Raw genomic sequence first — 19,919 nt, 5'->3', positions numbered from 1 at the left:
GTGAAAAATGAATAACTTTGACGATAAACTGGTGCTAAAAGAACTGGCGTCCGTTATTGATCGCCTGGACACGGTATTAACCTGCTTACAGCAACCGCTGGCTCTTTCCGCCGATGACGCCTCTGCCGAGCGTCGTTCCCGTCACTGGCACAAGATTTTTACCCGCGGCCAGGCTACGCCAAGCCCCTCAAACTCCCCTCTGCAAGAGCAACTTGCCAACGAGTTGTCACAACAGCTGATGCGCTTACGCAACAGCCACGGGCATCTGCAACACATACAGACATTAAGTAAAGCAAAACTGCAACAGGCCAGCATCCAGTTAGAGCAGTCCGGCTTCATGCCTCCGCAGGCTGGCGACTTGCTGACCAGGCTTCGCCAGGGTCAGCCCTTCCACCAGGGCCAGTTACTGCAATTACTCGATTACTATCAGACCGCATTGGCAGACAGCATACAAGACGGCGCCCACCAACAAGCCCGACAGCAGGAGTTGTGCACCCGTCTGCTACAGCTGATTGACGAGTTACATTTTCCAGCCCCGGTGGCCACCAAAATCAGCAAGCTGCGACACCGGATAACGCAACCACTGGCGCCGAACGAACTGCCCGGCCTGTGCCTTAAACTCATCGATCTCATCATTGATGGTTGCCTGTTGGAACGCCAACACACCACACAGTTTTTAGTGCATTTAAACGATAACCTGGAAAATGTGCATCGTCACTTTTCACTCACCCTGAGTGAAGGTGAGTCCATTTTTGATGCTCGCGCCGAAAGCAATCACCATATTTCGGATGAGCTCAACGCCATCAGTGAGCATGTGTCCGACCACGGCAACAATCGGCTTAAAACCGAAATAGAGCGCCGAATGCGCAGTATCCAGCATATTTTGCTGCAGCATCGGCAACTGCAGACTCGCGAACTCGCCCTGCTGCAGCGGATGGGGGAGATGGATAAACAAATTCAAACACTTAAAGACGAGGTTGCCACCGCTAACCAACAACTCAGTGAACAAAAGGACAAGCTGTTTATAGACAGCTTAACGAAAATTGATAACCGTGCCGGCATGGACCAACGGCTGGCTCTTGAATACCGGCAATGGCTGCGTTACCAAAGACCCTTGTGTGTTGCGCTCATCGATATTGATTATTTCAAGGAAATCAATGATAAATACGGTCACCTGGCCGGTGACAAGGCGTTGCGTCTCATTGCAAAGACGCTGCAAAAATCCCTCAGAGAAAGCGATTATGTCGCCCGTTTTGGCGGCGAAGAGTTCGTGGTGCTGTTATGCAACACCAGCCCCGAACATATTGAAAAACCACTACAAAAACTACTCGAAAACATTAAAAACATTCCGTTCAGATTCAAGGAAGAACCCGTGACCGTCACCATCTCCCTGGGTGCCACCCTGTTCAGACAAGGGGATAGCATTCATTCAGCCCTGGACCGGGCCGATCAGGCACTGTATCGCGCCAAGCATGCAGGCCGCGACCAGATAGTCATGGACTGACCTTATAACAATATTCACGGGAGTGATTATGATCACCCATATTAATCCGGTTGGCAGCATGAACCTGCTGTCACAAATTGAAGTAGACAACCTTAAACAATCGGCTTCTGGCGCTTTATACCAGCTATTTCGCAATTGTGCGCTGGCCGTGCTTAATTCTGGCAGCAAGACCGACAGCTCCAAGGAAATTCTCGATCGCTACACGACCTTCGAAATTAACGTGATCCGGCGCGAACGGGGCGTCAAGCTCGAACTGTTCAATCCCCCGGTGCATGCCTTTGTAGACGGCGAAATTATTCGTGGCATTCAGGATCACCTGTTTTCGGTGCTGCGCGATATCATCTATGTAGACAGCAAACTAAAAAATGATCATCAGCTCACCCAGAACCAGCCTCAGCATCTGACCGATCTGGTGTTTTCCATTCTGCGTAATGCCAATGCGGTTCACCCCGGTGTCGAGCCCAACCTGACGGTCTGCTGGGGGGGACACTCCATCGCCCCCAACGAGTATCAATATACCCGCGAAGTCGGTAACGAACTCGGGTTGAGAGAAATGAACATCTGTACCGGCTGTGGCCCCGGCGCCATGGAAGGCCCCATGAAAGGTGCCGCGGTCGGGCACGCCAAGCAAAGAGTCAGCGGCAGCCGCTATATCGGCCTCACCGAGCCGTCCATTATTGCCGCCGAGCCCCCCAACCCCATCGTTAACGAGCTGGTGATACTGCCCGATATTGAAAAGCGCCTCGAAGCCTTCGTGCGCATGGCTCACGGTATTATCGTCTTTCCGGGCGGAGTGGGGACGGCAGAGGAAATTCTGTATATTCTGGGCATCATGATGCACCCGGAAAACCGCAATCAGCCCATGCCGATTATCTTGACCGGGCCAAAAGAAAGCGCCGAGTATTTCCGCAGTGTCGATGAATTTATCGGCAACACCCTGGGCCCGGATGCCCAGGCGCTGTACCAGATTATTATTGGCGATCCGGCAGAAGTGGCCAGACGGATCAAAAACGCCATGCCGCTGGTGCGCGATTATCGCAAATCCGTGGGGGATGCCTATTCCTTTAACTGGTCGCTGCACATAGAGCCGGAATTTCAGCTGCCCTTCATTCCCAACCATGAAAACATGGCCAGCCTCAACCTCAATCGAGATCAGCCACCGCAACAACTGGCAGCCAACCTGCGTCGTGCCTTCTCCGGCATAGTGGCCGGCAACGTAAAAGAAGGCGGCATCAAGGCCATCGAGGAACATGGTCCTTTTCTGCTGAATGGCGAGCCGGAAATGATGCAGATGATGGACACCCTGCTGCAGCAGTTTGTTGAACAACAGCGCATGAAATTACCGGGGTCGACCTATGAACCCTGCTACCGAATCAACCGTTAACAAGACGTCACTGAATGCAGTTACTGATTATTGATGCCTTAAACCTGATCCGCCGCCTGTATGCGGTGCAAGAGCAGCGGCATCAGACTGACAACGCGGCGCTGGCCGCCACCAGCGTCGCCTTGACTCATGCCGGTAAACGACTGCTGCATCAGTTTAAGCCCAGCCACGTGGTGGCGGTATTCGATGGCGCTCCCATCGGCTTTCGCCACCACCTTTATCCCGACTATAAAGCCGGCCGCAAACCCATGCCAGCGGCACTGGCGCACTACCTTCCCCAGTTGCAACAGGACTTGTGGCAACTGGGTATTGATGCCCTGCTGTCCGATACCGACGAAGCGGATGACCTGATTGCCACCCTGGCCCGAACCCTCAGCCGTCATGGCAAGCACAGCACCATCGTCTCTACCGACCAGGGTTTTTGCCAATTGCTCAATCCGCATATTCAGATATGGGATCATTTCAAGCAAGGCTATTTTGATGCTCAACGCGTGCAGCAACAATATGGGTTAAAGGTGACCCAGCTGGTGGATTACTGGGCGCTGACCGGGGTATCGGGTAGTCAGATCAAGGGCGTTCCCGGCATAGGCCCCAAGCGTGCCCAGGCGTTGCTGCAGCGGTGGGAAACATTGGACCGACTGCTGGCAAGCCCTGGCGAGAGAAAAGAAGAAAATACTGTTATAATACACAAAGACCAGGCACTACTGGCCAGGCAACTGGTTAAGCTAGTTGATGATATCGAGCTTGGCTTTAATTTACAGGATATACGCTATCACTCTTCGACTAGCGGCTAATAGAATGCCCAACGCGAAAGTGATATAACCAACAAAAAATGGTGTCTATTTCGACTCATCATAATTAACGGAACGTCGCTCATGAAAAAACGCAGTATTACCGTGATCCCTGGCGATGGTATTGGCCCAAGCATTGTTGATGCCGCCCTTACCATTCTTGATCACGCGGGTTGTAACTTCCATTACGACTACGCCGACGCCGGTCTGATGGCACTAGAGAAACACGGCGAGCTTCTTCCCCAGTCCACACTGGAACTGATAGAAAAAAACAAGATTACCCTTAAAGGTCCTTTGACCACGCCCATCGGCGGCGGTTTTACCTCCATCAACGTCTCGCTGCGCAAACACTTTAATCTATACGCCAACCTGCGCCCCGTGGTGTCGTTTGAAGGCGCACAGAGCCGCTTTGAAAACATCGACATCATTACCATTCGCGAAAATACCGAAGGCATGTACTCCGGTGCCGGGCAAAAGCGTTCCGACGATAACAACAGCGCCGAAGCCATGAGCATAGTCACTCGCGAAGGTGCCGAGCGCATTACCGAGTTTGCCTATCAGCTGGCACGCACCGAAGGCCGTAAAAAAGTCACCATAGTGCACAAGGCCAACATTCTAAAGTCCACCTCCGGACTGTTTTTAGAAGTGGCCCGCGAAGTGGCACTACGCTACCCGGATATTGAAACCAACGAGATGATCGTGGATGCGGTGTGCATGAACCTGGTGATGTATCCCGAGCGGTTCGACATCATAGTCACCACCAATCTGTTTGGCGATATTATCTCGGATCTGTGTGCCGGCCTGATCGGTGGCCTGGGTATGGCTCCCGGTGCCAACATTGGTAAAGAGGTCGCGATTTTTGAAGCGGTACACGGCTCGGCCCCCGACATTGCCGGCCAGAACATCGCCAACCCTTGCTCGGTGATTTTGGCCTCCATTCAAATGCTCGAGCACTTGGGCATGCAGGACAAAGCACTGCAAATCCGTAACGCCATACGCAAGACCATTGCCGAGGGCAAAACGGTTACTCGTGATCTGGGCGGCAACGCCAGCACCACAGAGTTTACGCAAGCCATTATTGCCAACCTGTAAGCTCAGTCTGCCAGCACTCGGCATGACTGCTGTTATCGATATACCCACAAGGGCCTTCGGGCCCTTTTTTGTCTCCGTCACCTCCGAAAAACCAGGTCAGGCCTGTGCCGATACCGCTCCCCGCACAAGGTTCCACCGCCCTTAGTCACTCTATACTCAAAAGCAACTTTATTTAGGATATCGGTATTAAATTCATCTAAAAAGTGCCGTTTAGATCACAAAGAGCGAACTATAGTTAGGATAACGAGGGAGGATAGGCTATGGACGGTCGACGAATACGGCACTTGGGAATCCTTTGTCCATTACTGTTTACTCATATCAATCCGGGTTTTGCCTATGATGCCCCCGCCCCCGACATGACTCACAGTCAATACCAGGCAACAAGCAGCAACCAGTCACCCCCCGATTTTACACTTGCCCAACCACTACGCTTTACCCTGGCCCCACCGGTTATTTTTGGCGACCAGCCCAGGCGTTACGATATGAATATAGAGCTGCGCCCCACCCCAAACGGGATGCCGCAGCTACACGCCTATCCCAGCTTGCAACTCACCCCACAAAGCTCGGTAGGGCTTTCGTTAAAAAACCTGCGCCCAAGGTTCGATTTTGAAAGCGGCGGTTTTAAAACCTCGATGCGGCTGCGGGGCGATGGCATCAAGCTCAACATTCGCCCTGCCGATCCTGATAATCGCCTCGAGTTTGATATTAAAATTACCGACGACGAATCGCGACTGGATTTAACCTACCGGTATTAAAGCGAAAAGCTTGAAGCTGACAGAGGGAAGAGCCAATGGTAGGGCGACTTATTTCAGGTAAGCGTATTCGAGCGCTGTAAAGCTCCTACAAAAAAACCGAGCCTGCCAGACTCGGTTTTTTCTTACGGCGTACGGCTGGTTTTGCCTCACGCTTCACATTTCACACTTCACTTGAAATTATTCTTTCGGCTGCAGTCGAGCCACTTTGTGTGGGCGATAGACATGCACGGTAATTTCTTCCCGATCATGGTAAAGCTGCTTGGCCTGAACTTCAAAACCACCCAGCTCGGCCAACTTGTCCTTTAACTGCTGCAGGTTATACACGGCTTCGTGATAGCGTTTTTTCATCGGCAGCTTAAGGTTGAATATGGCTTCCTGGCAGTCTTCATCCACCAGCCAGGCAGCCATGGTGGCCACCACTCGCGCCGGCTTTTCGACCATGTCGCACACCAACCAGTAGGTATTCTTGCGCGCGGGGCGCCAGGTAAAACCATCTTCCCGGTAATGCTTCACCTGTCCGGTGTCCATTAAGGCCTGGTTCATGGGGCCGTTATCGATGGCCGTGACCATCATGCCACGGCTCACCAGCTGATAAGTCCAGCCTCCAGGGGCGGCACCCAGGTCGACCGCACGCAAACCCGAGGTCAGCCGCAAGTCCCACTCAAATCGGGGGATAAACACATGAAATGCCTCTTCCAGCTTCAGGCTGGAGCGGCTGGGTGCATCGGCAGGAAAACGCAACCGCGGGATCCCCATGTGAAAAGGCGAGTTATTAAAGGTATAAGAGTACCCCAGTATGGCGTGATTATTGGCCATAAAAAACACATGCAGCACGGGCTTGGTATGCGACTCGTTACGGGTCAGCAACCCTTTGCCGCGCAATGCCTGGCGCATAGGCACGGTAAATTTGCGGCAAAAACGCGACAGCTCTTTCCCGTCATTGGTATCCGGCGTTTCTACGCGAAGATCCCCACACAGCTCCATACCCTCGGCGGCATCCAGCAAGGGGCTGATGCGATCGTCCAGTGGCAAGTCTTTTATCTCGGCACACACCACCAGCATCTGGCGTGCAAAAATCAGCTCTCTAAACCACAACTTGCGCGCCATTAAATCGGCATCGTCCGGCTGAAAGCATTCGTAAATCACAAAGCCGCTGTCGTCCTTGGTGCGAGCAAACCCGGGGCACCCAAACTGCCCCGCTCTGTCCTGAATTTCCGCCGCTGCCTCTTTTTCGAACCCGGGGCGACAATATATTAGTAAGTGTTTCATCAAGACCTCAACCAGGTGCGACCGGCCAGCAACACGCTTAACCATCCCGCCATAAAACAGACTCCCCCAAGGGGAGTAATAAAGCCAATACCCTTGGTGCCCAACAGCACCAAAGCATAAATACTGCCACTAAACAGCAAAGTGCCTAGTGTAAAGAAAGCCGCGGCCAGATGCAGCGTTTTTACCGGTTTGACCCGCAGGGCCAGCACCATCAGCAATAATGCCAACCCATGATAAAACTGGTACTGCACCCCGGTATTAAAGGCACCGATCAACTCGGCAGACACGCCGCTTGCCCCCAAACCATGCGCACCATAGGCCCCCAGGGCCGTTGCAGTCAGCCCCAGCAAGGCCGCCACATAAAACCAGATGTTAACAAGCAAGAATAAAACTCCTCATGCCGGCGACAATGGCCGCCAGATTGCGCTCCAGCGTGGTGCCCGAGGCCTTGCGCGGACTAAAGCCATGATCGCCATCTTTCACCCACAAGGTCTGCATCTGCGGCGCCAGATCATAGCCGAGTACGGCGTCTTTATTACCAAAACTATCCCGCTCACCCTGTATCAACAAGCTCGGCGTCGCCAGTGTAGCCAAATGCTGGCCACGAAATCGATCCGGCTTGCCGGGCGGCGTAAACGGAAAGCCCAGCAAGATGAGCCCTTTGGGGGCCAGCTCGTCGGTCACCAGAGATGCCATGCGCCCGCCCATCGACTTACCCGCCAAAAACAGCCGTGGATGAGCAAACTCCGCGGCCATTTCCCGCCAGCAGGTGAGTAGCGCCGGCTCGCGATCCGGTGGTCGACGGCGTCCGTCGAGCCGGGTTTTCTGCATGAAGGGAAATTCAAATCGTATAACCTGGATCTGCTCATCCGCCAGCCCCAGCGCCAAACTTTCCATCACTGCATGCTCCATGCCTGCGCCGGCACCGTGAGCAAGTAATACACGATTAGGGGCATCATCCGCCCCGTTACTTAATATTCGAGTCATAAAACCAACGCCTTTTGCTGTTCTTCTTTTGCCACCAAATCCAACATCCACTCACGAAAGGCGGCAATTTTACCCAGAGCCGCCTGAGACTCGTGACAAACCAGATAATAGGCATTGTTCGACATCAGTACCTGCTCGAAGGGGCACACCAAACGCCCGGCTTCAATCTCGGGCCGGGCCAGCACACTGTGGCCCAGCGCCACACCCTGACCATAAATCGCCGCCTGGATCACCATGGACGAATGACTGAAAATGGACCCCTGATTTACATTGGCCGCCACCACCCCCTGCTGTTTAAACCAGGCTTTCCAATCCCGCCGCGAGGTATCGTGCAGCAGCGTATGACGAGTCAGATCTTCTGGTGTCACCAGGGGCTTGGCTCCTTGCAGCAACAAGGGGGAACAGACCGGAATTAAATACTCCGCATGCAGCTTGTCGGCTCTCAATCCCGGCCAGTTATCCTTGCCATAATAAATGGCCACATCCACATCATCGGTCAGGGAGCCTTCCTCTAAATCCACCGCCTTGATCCGCACATCAATTTCGGGATAGGCCTCGCTGAAGCGAGCCAGGCGCGGCACCAGCCATTGAATGGCAAAGCTGGGGGGCAAGCTCACCGTCAAGGCGCCTTTGGCACTCAGCGCCAGCACCCGTTCGGTGGCATCGGCTATATTAGAAAAAATATCCTTCATATCCAGATAATAGCGCTGCCCTTCTTCACTCAGCAGCAAAGAACGATGGCGGCGGCGAAACAGCTTGATCCCCAGATACTCTTCCAGCGCCTTGACTTGATGGCTAATGGCCGCCTGAGTGACAAACAGCTCTTCTGCCGCTCGGGTAAAACTTAAATTACGCGCGGCCGCTTCAAAGGCTTTCAGCGCATTAAGCGGAGGAAGACGCCGAGACATAGTAACCTCGATAAGCTTTTCTAATGGCCAGATTATAAATGGCCGGTGAACCACAAGCCAGCGCCAGCCGTTATTGAGTAAGGTGCGCCTTCCCTGGATCTCCACCTTCGCGGAGATGACGGCATAGACACAGACCTGTTTGCTCATGCCTTACCGCGCCTCTCTAGCGTCGTTCCCACGCCCCTCTCGTCATTCCCACGCCCCTCTAGCGTCGTTCCCGCGTCCCTCTCGTCATTCCCACGAAGGTGGGAATCCAGTGTCCTTGCAGGCTAGCAGCCATTATCGAGTAAAGGGCCCCTGCTCTGGATCTCCGCCTGCGCGGAGATGACGGCATAGACACAGGCCTGCTTGCGCATGCCTTGCCGCGCCCCTCTAGCGTCGTTCCCACGCCCTCTCGTCATTCCCGCACCCCTCTCGTCATTCCCACGAAGGTGGGAATCCAGTGTCCTTGCAGGCTAGCAGCCATTATCGAGTAAGGTGCGCCCTGTCTTGGATCTCCGCCTTCGCGGAGATGACGGCATAGACACAGGCCTGCTTTCTCATGCCTTGCCGCGCCCCTCTATCGTCGTTCCCGCGTCCCTCTCGTCATTCCCACGAAGGTGGGAATCCAGTGTCCTTGCAGGCTAGCAGCCGTTATTGAGCAAAGTGCAGCCTGTCCTGGATCCCCGCCTTCGCGGAGATGACGGCATCACTCAGCTGTGTCGTGCGGCATATATTCATTTTATGCTGCGGCCTCTGTTACACTGGGCACCGCTTTATTTCTTACTCTTCAGGCTTGTGATGACCCAGATGCTTCCCGTTTCCATGCTCGACTGGCTGGTATTCAGCACAGTGCTGTTACTGGTCCTGCTGGCGCTGTTAAGTCTGCTGCGCCGGCTATGGCGCGGCAAACCCAAACAACCCTATCAGCAAAAACTGCTGTTCAGCCCCGAAGGAGCCACCGCACTGCGGTTGCTGGACGAGGCCATTGGCCAGCAGTTGCGCGTGTTTGCCGCCGTGAATATCAGCGAGCTGATTGCACTGAACCCCAAGCTGAAAAAAAGCCAGCGCGAACAGGCCTGGCATGCCATTTATGGCGAGACACTGGACTTTGTGCTCTGCTCGCCCAACGATCTTAAGCCCAGAGCCGCCGTGGTATTGGCCGACGACAGCCTGAGCAAGACCGATGGCAAAAAGCAGCAACAACTGCTGCAACAGATTCAGGATGCGGGATTACCGATAGTGCAATTATCACCCAAGGCATGGCCCGGCGCCCGTGAACTGCACGACGACATTATTGCCGCCTGCAAACAACCCGCCGCGCCCCTGCGCCCCACCAGTGGCCAGGGTCGGGTCGAGCCGGTACTCAGCCTGCCCGACGACGACCACGCCGCCGAGCAGGACCAGGAACCCCGAATAAAGCTGTAAGCCGGAAGCGATCGGCTAAAAACAACAGCCAAAACACTCTGCAGGGTCGACTTGTTTAGGCAAGCGTATTCGACCGCTGTCAGGCCGTGCTGCAGTTTTTGGTCCAATGAATTGGACCCTACATAAACTCGGTGTTTGTCTTTTACTTCCAGCTTCTAGCTGACGGCTTAAACAAAAACCTCGAACCTGAAAATTCAGGGTTTTCCTGTTGGCTGGGCACTGGGCGCTTAAATATCACCCCCAAATATCACCGATGGGGGTGTCGGGTGAGTAATGATGGGCTATCTGCGCCTGCAGCAACTCGGCGGTGGCCAGGGCATCGGTCAATGCATGATGAGGCTGATAAAAAGGAAGATGGTAGCGCTCTCGGCTGTCGGCCAGGCGAATGGACGTCGGCTTCTTTCCGCGCAGTCGCGCCCACAAGCCCAGGGGTTTGTTGCGGTGCAACCTGGCTTCCAGCTCCATGGTATCGACCACCGGAAAGGCTATCCCCTCGTTCAGTCTGGCTTTGAGTGCCGCAGCCAAAAAGCCGCGCTCTATGGCTTTATGGTGAACCACCACCACACAGCCGGCCAGCGCACTCAACAGCTCATCCAGCACCAGCAATAAGTCGGGGGCGGCTTGCACTTCCGAATGGGTAATACCGTGGATCACGACCGCTTCTTCGGACATCGGCTTATGAGGGTTCAAAATCCAGTGTTTGGCCTCTTTGCAACGAATACGCTGCAGGTTAAAAGGCACCAGCCCGATACTGACAATGGCGTCTCTTCGCTGATTCAACCCTGTAGTTTCAAAGTCCATGGCCACAAAAGGCACTTCTGCCAGCGGCGTATGGGCATCAACGGCGCCGGCGCGATAAAATCGCTCCAGACGATAGTCTCGCGCATGACGAGCCAGCTCACTGAACAGTTCGGGCCATTCCGGTACTTGATCCGAACGCTCTATATCCTGGGGTCGCAAATAAAACATGGTGCGGCTTAGCTCCGGTTGGGCTGATAACGAAACCTCATGTACTTTTGTGCATTACTTAAAATCTGAAATGCATCCTTGAGGTTACGCCGTTCAAAGTCCGACAGATTATCCGGTTCAATATTGTTATCCGGCTCTGCCCCCGCTTCTACGTCCAATGCCTGATGGCGAATGCGCACCGTTGCAATAAACTCCATGGCATCACGCAAATCCGGCCCCCTGCCTTTGGGCAAAATGCCCGACTCGATAATATCCTTGAGTCGTTCAAAGGAGTTATGTGCTCTCGAGCCCACCGCCAGCGCATGCACCCGTATCAGATCGGCCAGCGGAGCCGTACCACGGCGCTTAAGGTTAATGGAGTTATTGTGCTTGCCGTCCTGCTCCATCACAAACTCTTTAAAGAAGCCCAGCGGCGGGGTCCGCCCCAGGGCATTCCGTGCCATGCTGGCCAAAAAACGCGGACTGCGCTTGGCCCGGCGGGAGATAAGAGCATTCAATTGCTCGGCCCACTGGGTTTTCCCGTATACCCCGTCCAGATCGAAGAAAATGGAGCTGTTGAGCAAGGTTTGCGGACTGGGGTTATCAATCCAGTCGCTGAAACACTGCTCCCACTGGTGACGGGTTTTCTGCCACTCCACATTGGTGGCCATGATATCGCCGGTGCAATAGCTGTAACCACAGACCGCCAGGCCATCGCACACCCGTTTGGCCAGGGCGGCAAAGTAAGCGCCATGTTGGGCGGGATCATAGCGATTATCGAGAATAATGGCGTTATCCTGATCCGTGACAATCAATTGTTCGTCCCGCGCCATGGAGCCCAACGCCAAAAAACAATAGGGTACCGGGGGCGGCCCCAGCTCCTGTTCTGCCAGCTCAAGCAAACGCTGCTTGAAGCTGCGGCCAATGCCGGCCATGGCGGTGCCTATCATCTGCGAGTTGGCATCTTCGTGCACCATACGCACAAAGCAGGCTTTGACGTCATCGGCAATGGCGGCCAGCTCGTCGACATTTTGCGCCTTGAAGATATGGCGGATCACAAACAGGCTGTTGCGCGACTCGTGGCGCATGACATCCGAAAGCGCCACCACGCCCACCGGCTTGCCCCGGTGCAGAATAGGCAGGTGGTGCAGGTTATAACGCAGCATCACCAGCATGGCTTCAAACACGAACTGGCCGCTTTCCAGCGCCACCAGCTCCGTTGACATCACCTCGGCCACCCCGGTATCGGCCGACAGGCCCGCGGCCAGCACCCGGGTGCGTAAGTCTCTGTCCGTCAAAATACCGGCCACACTGTCATCCTGGTTTTCTGCCTGCTCGGGATCCGGCCCCAGTATCAGGATGGAGGACACCCCTTCTTCGCTCATCTTTTGTGCGGCTTCCAATATGGTCGCCGACAAGGGGATGGTCACCGGTTCGCGGGCGATCAGCTCGCGCACCGTTGAGGTCAACAGCTCGTCTCCCCCCGACTGACGGGACACGGCCTGCCGCAGCCGGGTACGGTCTTCCACTTCCACATAATCGGCAAAGGAGTCATGAGTTTCATAGAGTTCATTGAACAGGGCTTCTGGCAAACAGTACACCAGGGTATCTTCCAGGGCGGTGGCCGACATCCGTACCCGGTTGTTCATCAGCAGGCCCATCTGGCCAAACAGGTTGCCCTCGCTCAGTCGGTTATGCAGCTCGCCACTGCGCCGGTGCATTTCAACGGCCCCGCTGCGGATCAGATACAGGTCGTGTACCAGATCACCATAATTAAGAATCACGGTGCCGGCGCGGTAATAGGCAATCTCTATCTGCTGGGCAATGAGTTCGAGCACCTCATCGTCCAGGGTATCAAAAGGAGGAAAACGTCGAATAAAACCCAATATTTCCAGCTGTTCCGCTTCCATATCGCGACTCGCTCATCATAAAAAGTGAAGGGTAAAGAGTACAGTGAACGCCACACTGCCTGAGCCACACCAGAGCTGACCCTGTTCAGAATCCAGATCGGATTGGGAGATTAGTGCTCGATGCAAGATACTGCGGCAAGCTCGTTAATACAAAAAAGGGCGAAGCGCCCGGTGTTGGGGTAACCCCTTCACACTTAACGCTTCACCCTTCACATTATTTATTCAGTCTGTTTTATCTGGGTTCGGAGGCCAGTCCCTTGATCAGGGACACACAGGAGACCAGCAACACTATGGTAAACGGAAACCCGGTTGAGACCGCCATAGCCTGCAGCGCAGCCAAACCGCCGCCCACCATCAGGGCAATGGCAACCAGACCTTCGAAGGTACACCAGAACACCCGCTGTGGCTTGGGCGAGTTTACCTTGCCGCCAGAGGCTATGGTATCAATCACCAAAGAGCCCGAATCGGATGAGGTAACAAAGAACACCACCACCAGAATAATACCGATAAAGGAGGTGATCTGCGCCATCGGCAAGGCATCCAGCATGATAAACAGCTGCAGCGGTACCACGGCTTCGGCCACGGCCTGATAGCCTTCACTGACCAGCTGGTTAATGGCGGTGCCACCAAAGGCGGTCATCCATAATACGCAGGCAGTAGAGGGAACCAACAGCACGGAGACCAAAAACTCGCGCACGGTACGGCCTCGAGACACCCGGGCGATAAACATGCCGACAAAAGGAGACCAGGAAATCCACCACGCCCAGTAGAAGGCGGTCCAACCCTGGGAGTAGTTGGCGTCTTCACGGTCAAACGGCATCGACAAGGCCGGCAAATGCTCAATATAAGACACCAGGTTGGAGAAAAAGCCGGTGACTATCAGTAGCGTTGGGCCAACAATAATCACAAACAACAGCAGTAATGCCGCCAACGCCATGTTGATCTCGGACAATCGCTTGACCCCGGCATCCAGTCCGGCCAGTACCGACACCAGCGCAATGGCGGTAATAATGATGACCAGCACTATTTCGGTGGTGGTGCCCAGCGGGGTACCAAACAAGTAATTCAAACCGGCGCTGGCCTGGGAAGCACCAAAGCCGAGCGAGGTCGCCAAACCGAACATGGTGGCAATGACCGCCAGCATATCAATTAAATGCCCCGGCCAGCCCCACACACGCTCACCCAGCAGGGGATAAAATATCGAGCGAACCGTGAGTGGCAACCCTTTGTTAAAGGAAAAAATGGCCAGCCCCAGCGCCAATACCGCATACACGGCCCAAGGGTGCAGCGCCCAGTGATAAATAGTCGCCGCCATGCCCAGGCTGGCAGCTGCTGCCGCATCGCCTGCTGCACCTCCCAGTGGGGCCCAGTCGGTACGCACCCCGTTTTCAAGGGTAATGCCCCCCATAGAGGTGCCAAAATGAGACAAAGGCTCGGACACGCCGTAAAACATCAGGCCGATGCCCATGCCGGCAGCAAACAACATGGAGAACCAGCCAATATAAGTAAAGTCAGGCGTAGCTTCGGTGCCACCGATGCGTACTCGGCCCAGAGGAGAAACAATCAACCCCAGGCACACCAGTACGATAATATTACCGGCACTGAGAAAGAACCAATCCAGACTGGCCGTCAACCAGTTGCGCAGATCAGTAAACAAGGGGCCGACCTGATTTTGAAAGGCCAGGGTAAGAAACACGAAGGCGACGATAGCCAAACCGGAAATCATAAAGACCCGGTTGTGAATATCCAGTCCGAATGGGCCTATCTGCAGGGCTATATTATCCTGCCCTACCTGATAGTCGGTATTAATGGGATTCACCTTGCCTTCCGGTGCTATCACATCATGATTATTGTTATCCGTCATTGCTCAGATCCTTTGCGCACTAAACTCAATGGTTAGCGTCATGGTAAAACACGCGCTAAATATAACATATAAATCCAACTAACCCCTTGAATTCAGAGATAACCGGTTAATTAATCAACTAAATGTGATATTCAGCGCCTTCATCACAGACGTAACATCAGATTAACAGCCCTGGCAAGACGATGAGTTTTAGATCGCGCCAAATGCAGCATTTGGCGTGGTGGGCATCTCTGAATGCAGCAAAATATCGTACAAGGCCTGAGCGGCCACCGACAATTTGTGCTCGCTACGGGTGACCATGCCCACGGCGCGCTCAAGCACCGGCGCCTGTAATGGCAAACAGTGGGCACCCAGCTCAAACATTTGCCGAATACACAAGGCCGGCACCAGGCTCACGCCCAGCCCCGCCCCCACCATGCGGCCTATGGTCGCCAGCTGATGACTCTCGAAGGCCACCGGCAATGCTTGCCCCTGCGGCAAGTGCGCCAACGGCTCCAGCTGCTTGACGTGCTCTTCCAGCATCAACCGCACCGCCGACGGTCGTTGCAGGGCAATAAAAGGCTCAGCCAACAGCTGCGCCCAACCGATATCCGCTTGCCGGGCCAGTGGCGAATTGGCCGGCACCACCGCCACGAAGCGGTCTTGATACAGGGGCGTAAACGCCAGCCCAAGATCGGCGGCAGGCTCAAAGGTAATGCCCAGCTCCACATGGCCGTCGCGTACCAGATCCAGCACCTGTTCGTTGATCACATCATTAATGGTGACATTCACCCCCGGATGACGCGCCCTGAATTCCTGCAATAACGGCGGCAGCACGTTACCGGCAAACGACGGCATGGCCGCCAGCACCACCCGCCCCCGCTGCAGGGTAAAGCGCTGGCGTAACTCGTCTTCGGTGTTATCCCACTCCACCAGCAAGCGGCGCGCCAGCGGCAGCAAGGCCTCGCCTTCTGGCGTCAGCCGCACCTGGCGCGTGGTGCGGGTAAACAAGCGTCCGCCCAGATCTTGCTCCAACCCTTTAATGGTCAGGCTCAGGGCCGACTGCGATAAAAACAATCGTTCTCCGGCCAGCACAAAGCTCAAGGTTTGCGCCACCGCCATAAAGGCCCGCAATTGTTTTACCGTCATCAAGATCTCCTTAACCATGCCAGACTGTACGGATATGCAACCATGAGCAGTCGCAGCCCATCATTCATTTAAAAAACCAATCAATCAATCACAAAATCAAACTTAACAAATAAATAACTCGTGTAATACTCAGTAATAACAAACTTCAAGCAACAGCTCACAACAAGAGGGAACTGTGATGGCAGGTTTCGATAAACGCGTAACGAGCTATGAGGCGGCATTGGCCGGACTGGAAGATGGCATGACGGTATTGGCAGGCGGCTTTGGCCTCTGTGGCATTCCCGAAAATCTGATTGCCGAAATCAAGCGCAAAGGCACCAAGGATCTCACAGTAGTGTCCAACAACTGTGGCATAGACGGCTTTGGCCTGGGACTACTGCTGGAAGACCGGCAAATTCGCAAGATGGTCGCCTCTTATGTGGGCGAAAATGCGCTGTTTGAGCAGCTGTTGCTGAGCGGCGAGCTGGAAGTGGAATTAACCCCCCAGGGCACTCTGGCGGAAAAAATGCGCGCCGGCGGCGCCGGTATTCCGGCCTTTTTTACCGCCACCGGCTATGGCACCGACATTGCCAAGGGCAAGGAAGTTCGCGAATTTAACGGTCGCCCCTATATTCTAGAGCCCGCCATTACCGGCGACTTTGCCATCGTTAAAGGTTGGAAGGCCGACCACTACGGTAACGTTATCTATCGTCATACCGCCCGCAACTTCAACCCGCTGGCCGCCACCGCCGGAAAAATCACGGTCGTCGAAGTAGAAGAAATCGTTGAGCCAGGCCAGCTGGAGCCCTCGCAAATTCATACCCCCGGCATTTATGTGGATCGCGTGATTTGTGGCCAGTTTGAAAAACGCATCGAACAACGCACCGTGCGCAGCTAATTCAGAACAAGGCGCAGCTAACTCAATAACAGGGCGCAGCTGAGTGCATCTTATGCTGCGGTTACCAACATAACGTCAAGGAGAGCGGCTTATGGCGCTTACTCGCGAACAAATGGCCCAGCGTGTGGCACAAGAATTACAAGACGGCTTTTACGTCAACCTGGGCATTGGCATTCCTACCCTGGTGGCCAACTATGTGCCCCAGGGCATGGAAGTGATGCTGCAGTCCGAAAACGGGCTACTGGGCATGGGGGCTTTTCCTACCGAAGCCGAGCTGGATGCCGACATGATCAACGCCGGCAAGCAAACCGTTACCGCCCGCATCGGCGCCTCTATTTTCGACTCGGCAGAATCCTTTGCCATGATCCGCGGCGGCCATGTGGACCTGACCGTGCTGGGCGCCTTTGAAGTAGACGTGCAAGGCAACATCGCCTCGTGGATGATCCCGGGGAAACTGGTCAAAGGCATGGGCGGCGCCATGGATCTGGTGGCCGGTGCCGACAACATTATCGTGACCATGACCCACGCTTCAAAAAATGGCGAGTCTAAACTGCTGCCCCAGTGCCAGCTGCCCCTGACCGGTGCCGGCTGCATTAAACGGGTGCTCACCGACCTGGCCTATCTGGAAATTGAAGATGGCGCCTTTATTCTTAAGGAAAGAGCCCCCGGCGTGAGCGTAGAAGAAATAGTCGCCCTCACCGCCGGCAAGCTTATCGTGCCGGATCAGGTACCCGAGATGCGCCTTGAGTCCTGAGCGACTCGTTAACCGCAGCCTGGTTCTACGACGGTAAATGATTACCCGTAAGGCCCGCGCTTTGCACGCTACGCCCGGTTATATTGCTATAACCGGGCGTTACTGTTCATCACATTAAGGATGCTTTGGATGTTCAATAAAATTACGGGGTTCAGTGTGAACCTGGTACAGCGCTATCTACCCTCGGCGTTTGTCTTCTCTGCCATGCTCACCCTGTTTGTTCTCGGGGCCGGCATGCTGGCTACCGAACAAAGTCTGTCGGCCATGGTGCAACATTGGAGCACCGGGTTTTGGACTCTGCTGGGCTTTGCCATGCAAATGGGGCTGATTTTTGTTACCGGCCACGCCCTGGCGTCGGCGCCCATCATCAACCGCCAGCTCGACCGGTTGGCGGGGTTGGCGCGCACTCCGGGGCAAGCCGTTATTATGGTAACCCTGGTGGCACTGGCGGGTTGTTGGCTTAACTGGGGCTTTGGCCTGGTCATCGGCGCCGTGTTTGCCCGCGCCCTGGCGCGCAAGGTAGACGGTGTGGATTACCCTTTGCTGGTGGCATCTGCCTATTCCGGCTTTTTGATCTGGCATGGCGGGCTGTCTGGCTCTGTGCCTTTGTCACTGGCCAGCGGCGGCGAGAACCTGGCGCGCATCACCAATGGCGTCTTGTCCGATCCCATTGCCGTGAGCCAAACCCTGTTTACCACATATAACCTGGTCATCATCGCCCTGCTGGTCATCGGCCTGCCGTTGCTTAACCGTGCCATGCACCCCAGGCACAATCCCAAAGTGGCCGATCCGGCCAAGCTGATCGAATCCCATAACGAGCGTCCCAAGCGCGACACCCCCGCCCAGCGCCTGGATGACAGCCGCTTGCTGGCTCTGGCGCTGGTGGGCATGGCCGCCGTGTACCTGTTCAATCACTTCATCACCAAGGGTTTTGTGCTGGGGCTGGACATCGTTATCGCCATCTTCCTGTTTGCCGGCTTGCTGTTGCACGGCACGCCCGAGCGTTACATGCGCACCGTAGACGACAGCGTACGCGGCATCAGCGGCATAGTGCTGTTGTTCCCCTTTTATGCCGGCATTATGGGCATGATGATGGGCGCCAACAGTGAAGGTATTTCTCTGGGTCGCCAAATCACCGAGACCTTTGTTTCCTGGTCTACCGCCGACACCTTTCCGCTGCTGGCCTTTTTAAGTGCCGGCCTGGTCAACGTGTTTGTGCCCTCGGGTGGCGGCCAGTGGGCGGTGCAGGCGCCCATTATGCTGCCTGCCGCTCAGGCTCTGGGCGTGTCGCCTACCGTCACCGCCATGGCCATTGCCTGGGGTGATGCCTGGACCAACATGATACAGCCCTTCTGGGCATTGCCATTGCTGGGCATTGTCGGCCTGGGAGCCCGTGATATTATGGGTTATTGCCTGATCATGCTGGTCTATTCCGGTGTCGTAATCACTAGCGTGCTGTATTTTATGACCTGACATTAGCGTCCCCGCGCAAGCGGGGGCCATGTTATTGCCGTCATTCTCGCGAAGGAACGCCATCCTCGCGTAGGGACGTCATCCTCGCGAAGGCGGGGACGGGGACGGGGGTCCAGTACATTTGCAGACATGCCACAGACTGACTGCTCTGCGCCACCGCTCCTGGATTCCCATCTTCGTGGGAATGACACAACTTTATCCTCACCTTCTCGATCAATGTCGCTCTTCGCTCTTGGTTTTCATGCCAAAATAACCACACCCGTTATGCCCTATCTTTCAAGGAGTGCCAGTGAGCTTACTCAAGGTGATTATTCACGCCCCTACCGAGCCCGCCTTGCAGCGTGCCCAGGCCAACCTGCGTAATTTGCTGCTCGCCCGGCCCGATGCACAAATAGAACTGGTGGTGAATGGCCCCGCCGTCGCCAGCGCCATCGCTATTAGCAACCCCGCCATTCGTTCTCGGCTGCGGTTATGCGAAAACAGCCTCAGAGTCCAAAACATCACGCCACCCAGCGATATTCAGCAGGTAAACGCCGCCATACTGCACCTGAGCGAACGCCAGCAACAAGGCTGGAGTTATATCAGGGCGTAACAGCGCCAGCGGCTTGGGGGAATCCAGTGTCTTTGCAGGTCAGCTGCTATTATCCCGACTGACGATATCTGCTCTGGATCTCCGCCTGCGCGGAGATGACGGCATAAAAAACTGCCAGTCTGTGCTGCGGTAGACGACTTTGAACAAGGGGGCTCCGTCGTTACTCCCGCTCCCTCTCCGTCGTCATTCCCACGAAGGTGCTGAGGGCTCCCCAGTTTTTTGCAGATCATGCCGAAACACCTGGTGAGAATAAGTAAAGGCGGCTCAACCTTGCCA

The 19,919-nt window shown here is 55.0% G+C and carries 18 protein-coding genes; 10 read left to right on the top strand and 8 right to left on the bottom strand.

Annotated features, from left to right (window positions below):
- The first annotated feature begins 7 nt into the window (after positions 1-7).
- The 5 genes from ACN0VL_RS13250 (at position 8) to ACN0VL_RS13230 (ending at position 5,526) form a co-directional block, all read left to right on the top strand.
- On the top strand, positions 8-1,504 hold the full coding sequence (locus ACN0VL_RS13250; protein WP_417618140.1) for a GGDEF domain-containing protein: 1,497 nt from the start codon (positions 8-10) through the stop codon (positions 1,502-1,504).
- Between the two features lie 28 nt (positions 1,505-1,532).
- Positions 1,533-2,888 carry a nucleotide 5'-monophosphate nucleosidase PpnN gene (gene ppnN / locus ACN0VL_RS13245; protein WP_417618138.1) on the top strand — a complete coding sequence of 452 codons (1,356 nt, stop codon included), beginning with the start codon at positions 1,533-1,535 and terminating at the stop codon, positions 2,886-2,888.
- Positions 2,889-2,902: 14 nt separating this feature from the next.
- Positions 2,903-3,682 (top strand): flap endonuclease Xni, encoded by a 780-nt coding sequence (xni, locus tag ACN0VL_RS13240; protein ID WP_417618136.1) that lies wholly within the window; start codon positions 2,903-2,905, stop codon positions 3,680-3,682.
- Positions 3,683-3,763: 81 nt separating this feature from the next.
- Complete coding sequence (locus tag ACN0VL_RS13235) at positions 3,764-4,771, top strand: isocitrate dehydrogenase (RefSeq protein WP_417618134.1); 1,008 nt, start codon at positions 3,764-3,766, stop codon at positions 4,769-4,771.
- Between the two features lie 260 nt (positions 4,772-5,031).
- Positions 5,032-5,526, top strand: a complete 495-nt coding sequence (locus tag ACN0VL_RS13230; protein WP_417618133.1) for a hypothetical protein — start codon at positions 5,032-5,034, stop codon at positions 5,524-5,526.
- 177 nt (positions 5,527-5,703) lie between these two features.
- On the opposite strand, the gene rlmM is transcribed toward ACN0VL_RS13230, so the two are convergent.
- From rlmM to ACN0VL_RS13210, 4 genes are read right to left on the bottom strand one after another with little or no spacing between them, the layout of a single operon-like run.
- Complete coding sequence (gene rlmM, locus ACN0VL_RS13225; protein ID WP_417618131.1) at positions 5,704-6,795, bottom strand: 23S rRNA (cytidine(2498)-2'-O)-methyltransferase RlmM; 1,092 nt, start codon at positions 6,793-6,795, stop codon at positions 5,704-5,706.
- On the bottom strand, positions 6,795-7,178 hold the full coding sequence (locus ACN0VL_RS13220; protein WP_417618129.1) for a DUF423 domain-containing protein: 384 nt from the start codon (positions 7,176-7,178) through the stop codon (positions 6,795-6,797). Before ACN0VL_RS13220 ends, rlmM begins: the two co-directional genes overlap by 1 nt.
- Positions 7,168-7,782 carry an alpha/beta fold hydrolase gene (locus tag ACN0VL_RS13215; protein ID WP_417618128.1) on the bottom strand — a complete coding sequence of 205 codons (615 nt, stop codon included), beginning with the start codon at positions 7,780-7,782 and terminating at the stop codon, positions 7,168-7,170. The genes ACN0VL_RS13220 and ACN0VL_RS13215 overlap by 11 nt, the downstream gene beginning before the upstream one ends.
- Positions 7,779-8,690, bottom strand: a complete 912-nt coding sequence (locus tag ACN0VL_RS13210; protein ID WP_417618126.1) for a transcriptional regulator GcvA — start codon at positions 8,688-8,690, stop codon at positions 7,779-7,781. Before ACN0VL_RS13210 ends, ACN0VL_RS13215 begins: the two co-directional genes overlap by 4 nt.
- 780 nt (positions 8,691-9,470) lie before the next feature.
- On the opposite strand from ACN0VL_RS13210, the gene ACN0VL_RS13205 reads away from it, so the two are divergent.
- Positions 9,471-10,097, top strand: coding sequence for a DUF2726 domain-containing protein (locus tag ACN0VL_RS13205; protein WP_417618124.1), 627 nt, complete (start codon positions 9,471-9,473; stop codon positions 10,095-10,097).
- 234 nt (positions 10,098-10,331) lie between these two features.
- Here ACN0VL_RS13205 and ACN0VL_RS13200 read toward each other — a convergent pair whose 3' ends face one another.
- The 4 genes from ACN0VL_RS13200 to ACN0VL_RS13185 all read right to left on the bottom strand — a co-directional run bounded on the left by ACN0VL_RS13200 (position 10,332) and on the right by ACN0VL_RS13185 (position 15,947).
- The gene (locus ACN0VL_RS13200) at positions 10,332-11,066 is read right to left on the bottom strand and encodes a 3'-5' exonuclease (protein WP_417618122.1); all 735 of its coding nucleotides are present in this window, start codon (positions 11,064-11,066) and stop codon (positions 10,332-10,334) included.
- Positions 11,067-11,074: 8 nt separating this feature from the next.
- Positions 11,075-12,955: a DUF294 nucleotidyltransferase-like domain-containing protein gene (locus ACN0VL_RS13195; RefSeq protein ID WP_417618120.1), complete on the bottom strand. Its 1,881-nt coding sequence runs from the start codon at positions 12,953-12,955 to the stop codon at positions 11,075-11,077.
- A 232-nt stretch (positions 12,956-13,187) separates the two neighbouring features.
- Complete coding sequence (locus tag ACN0VL_RS13190; RefSeq protein WP_417618118.1) at positions 13,188-14,819, bottom strand: BCCT family transporter; 1,632 nt, start codon at positions 14,817-14,819, stop codon at positions 13,188-13,190.
- Between the two features lie 189 nt (positions 14,820-15,008).
- Complete coding sequence (locus ACN0VL_RS13185) at positions 15,009-15,947, bottom strand: LysR family transcriptional regulator (RefSeq protein ID WP_417618116.1); 939 nt, start codon at positions 15,945-15,947, stop codon at positions 15,009-15,011.
- A gap of 178 nt (positions 15,948-16,125) precedes the next feature.
- Between ACN0VL_RS13185 and ACN0VL_RS13180 the strand changes: the two genes are divergently transcribed.
- The 4 genes from ACN0VL_RS13180 to ACN0VL_RS13165 all read left to right on the top strand — a co-directional run bounded on the left by ACN0VL_RS13180 (position 16,126) and on the right by ACN0VL_RS13165 (position 19,643).
- Entirely contained in the window at positions 16,126-16,824 is a 699-nt protein-coding gene (locus ACN0VL_RS13180; protein ID WP_417618114.1) for a CoA transferase subunit A, read from the top strand.
- A gap of 91 nt (positions 16,825-16,915) precedes the next feature.
- Positions 16,916-17,578: a CoA transferase subunit B gene (locus tag ACN0VL_RS13175; protein ID WP_417618112.1), complete on the top strand. Its 663-nt coding sequence runs from the start codon at positions 16,916-16,918 to the stop codon at positions 17,576-17,578.
- Between the two features lie 129 nt (positions 17,579-17,707).
- On the top strand, positions 17,708-19,051 hold the full coding sequence (locus ACN0VL_RS13170; protein WP_417618109.1) for a short-chain fatty acid transporter: 1,344 nt from the start codon (positions 17,708-17,710) through the stop codon (positions 19,049-19,051).
- Between the two features lie 289 nt (positions 19,052-19,340).
- The gene (locus tag ACN0VL_RS13165) at positions 19,341-19,643 is read left to right on the top strand and encodes a hypothetical protein (RefSeq protein WP_417618107.1); all 303 of its coding nucleotides are present in this window, start codon (positions 19,341-19,343) and stop codon (positions 19,641-19,643) included.
- Positions 19,644-19,919: the final 276 nt, after the last annotated feature.

This window comes from Oceanisphaera sp., assembly GCF_048268965.1.
GTDB lineage: Bacteria > Pseudomonadota > Gammaproteobacteria > Enterobacterales > Aeromonadaceae > Oceanimonas.
This window is presented reverse-complemented; position numbering and strand designations above follow the sequence as displayed.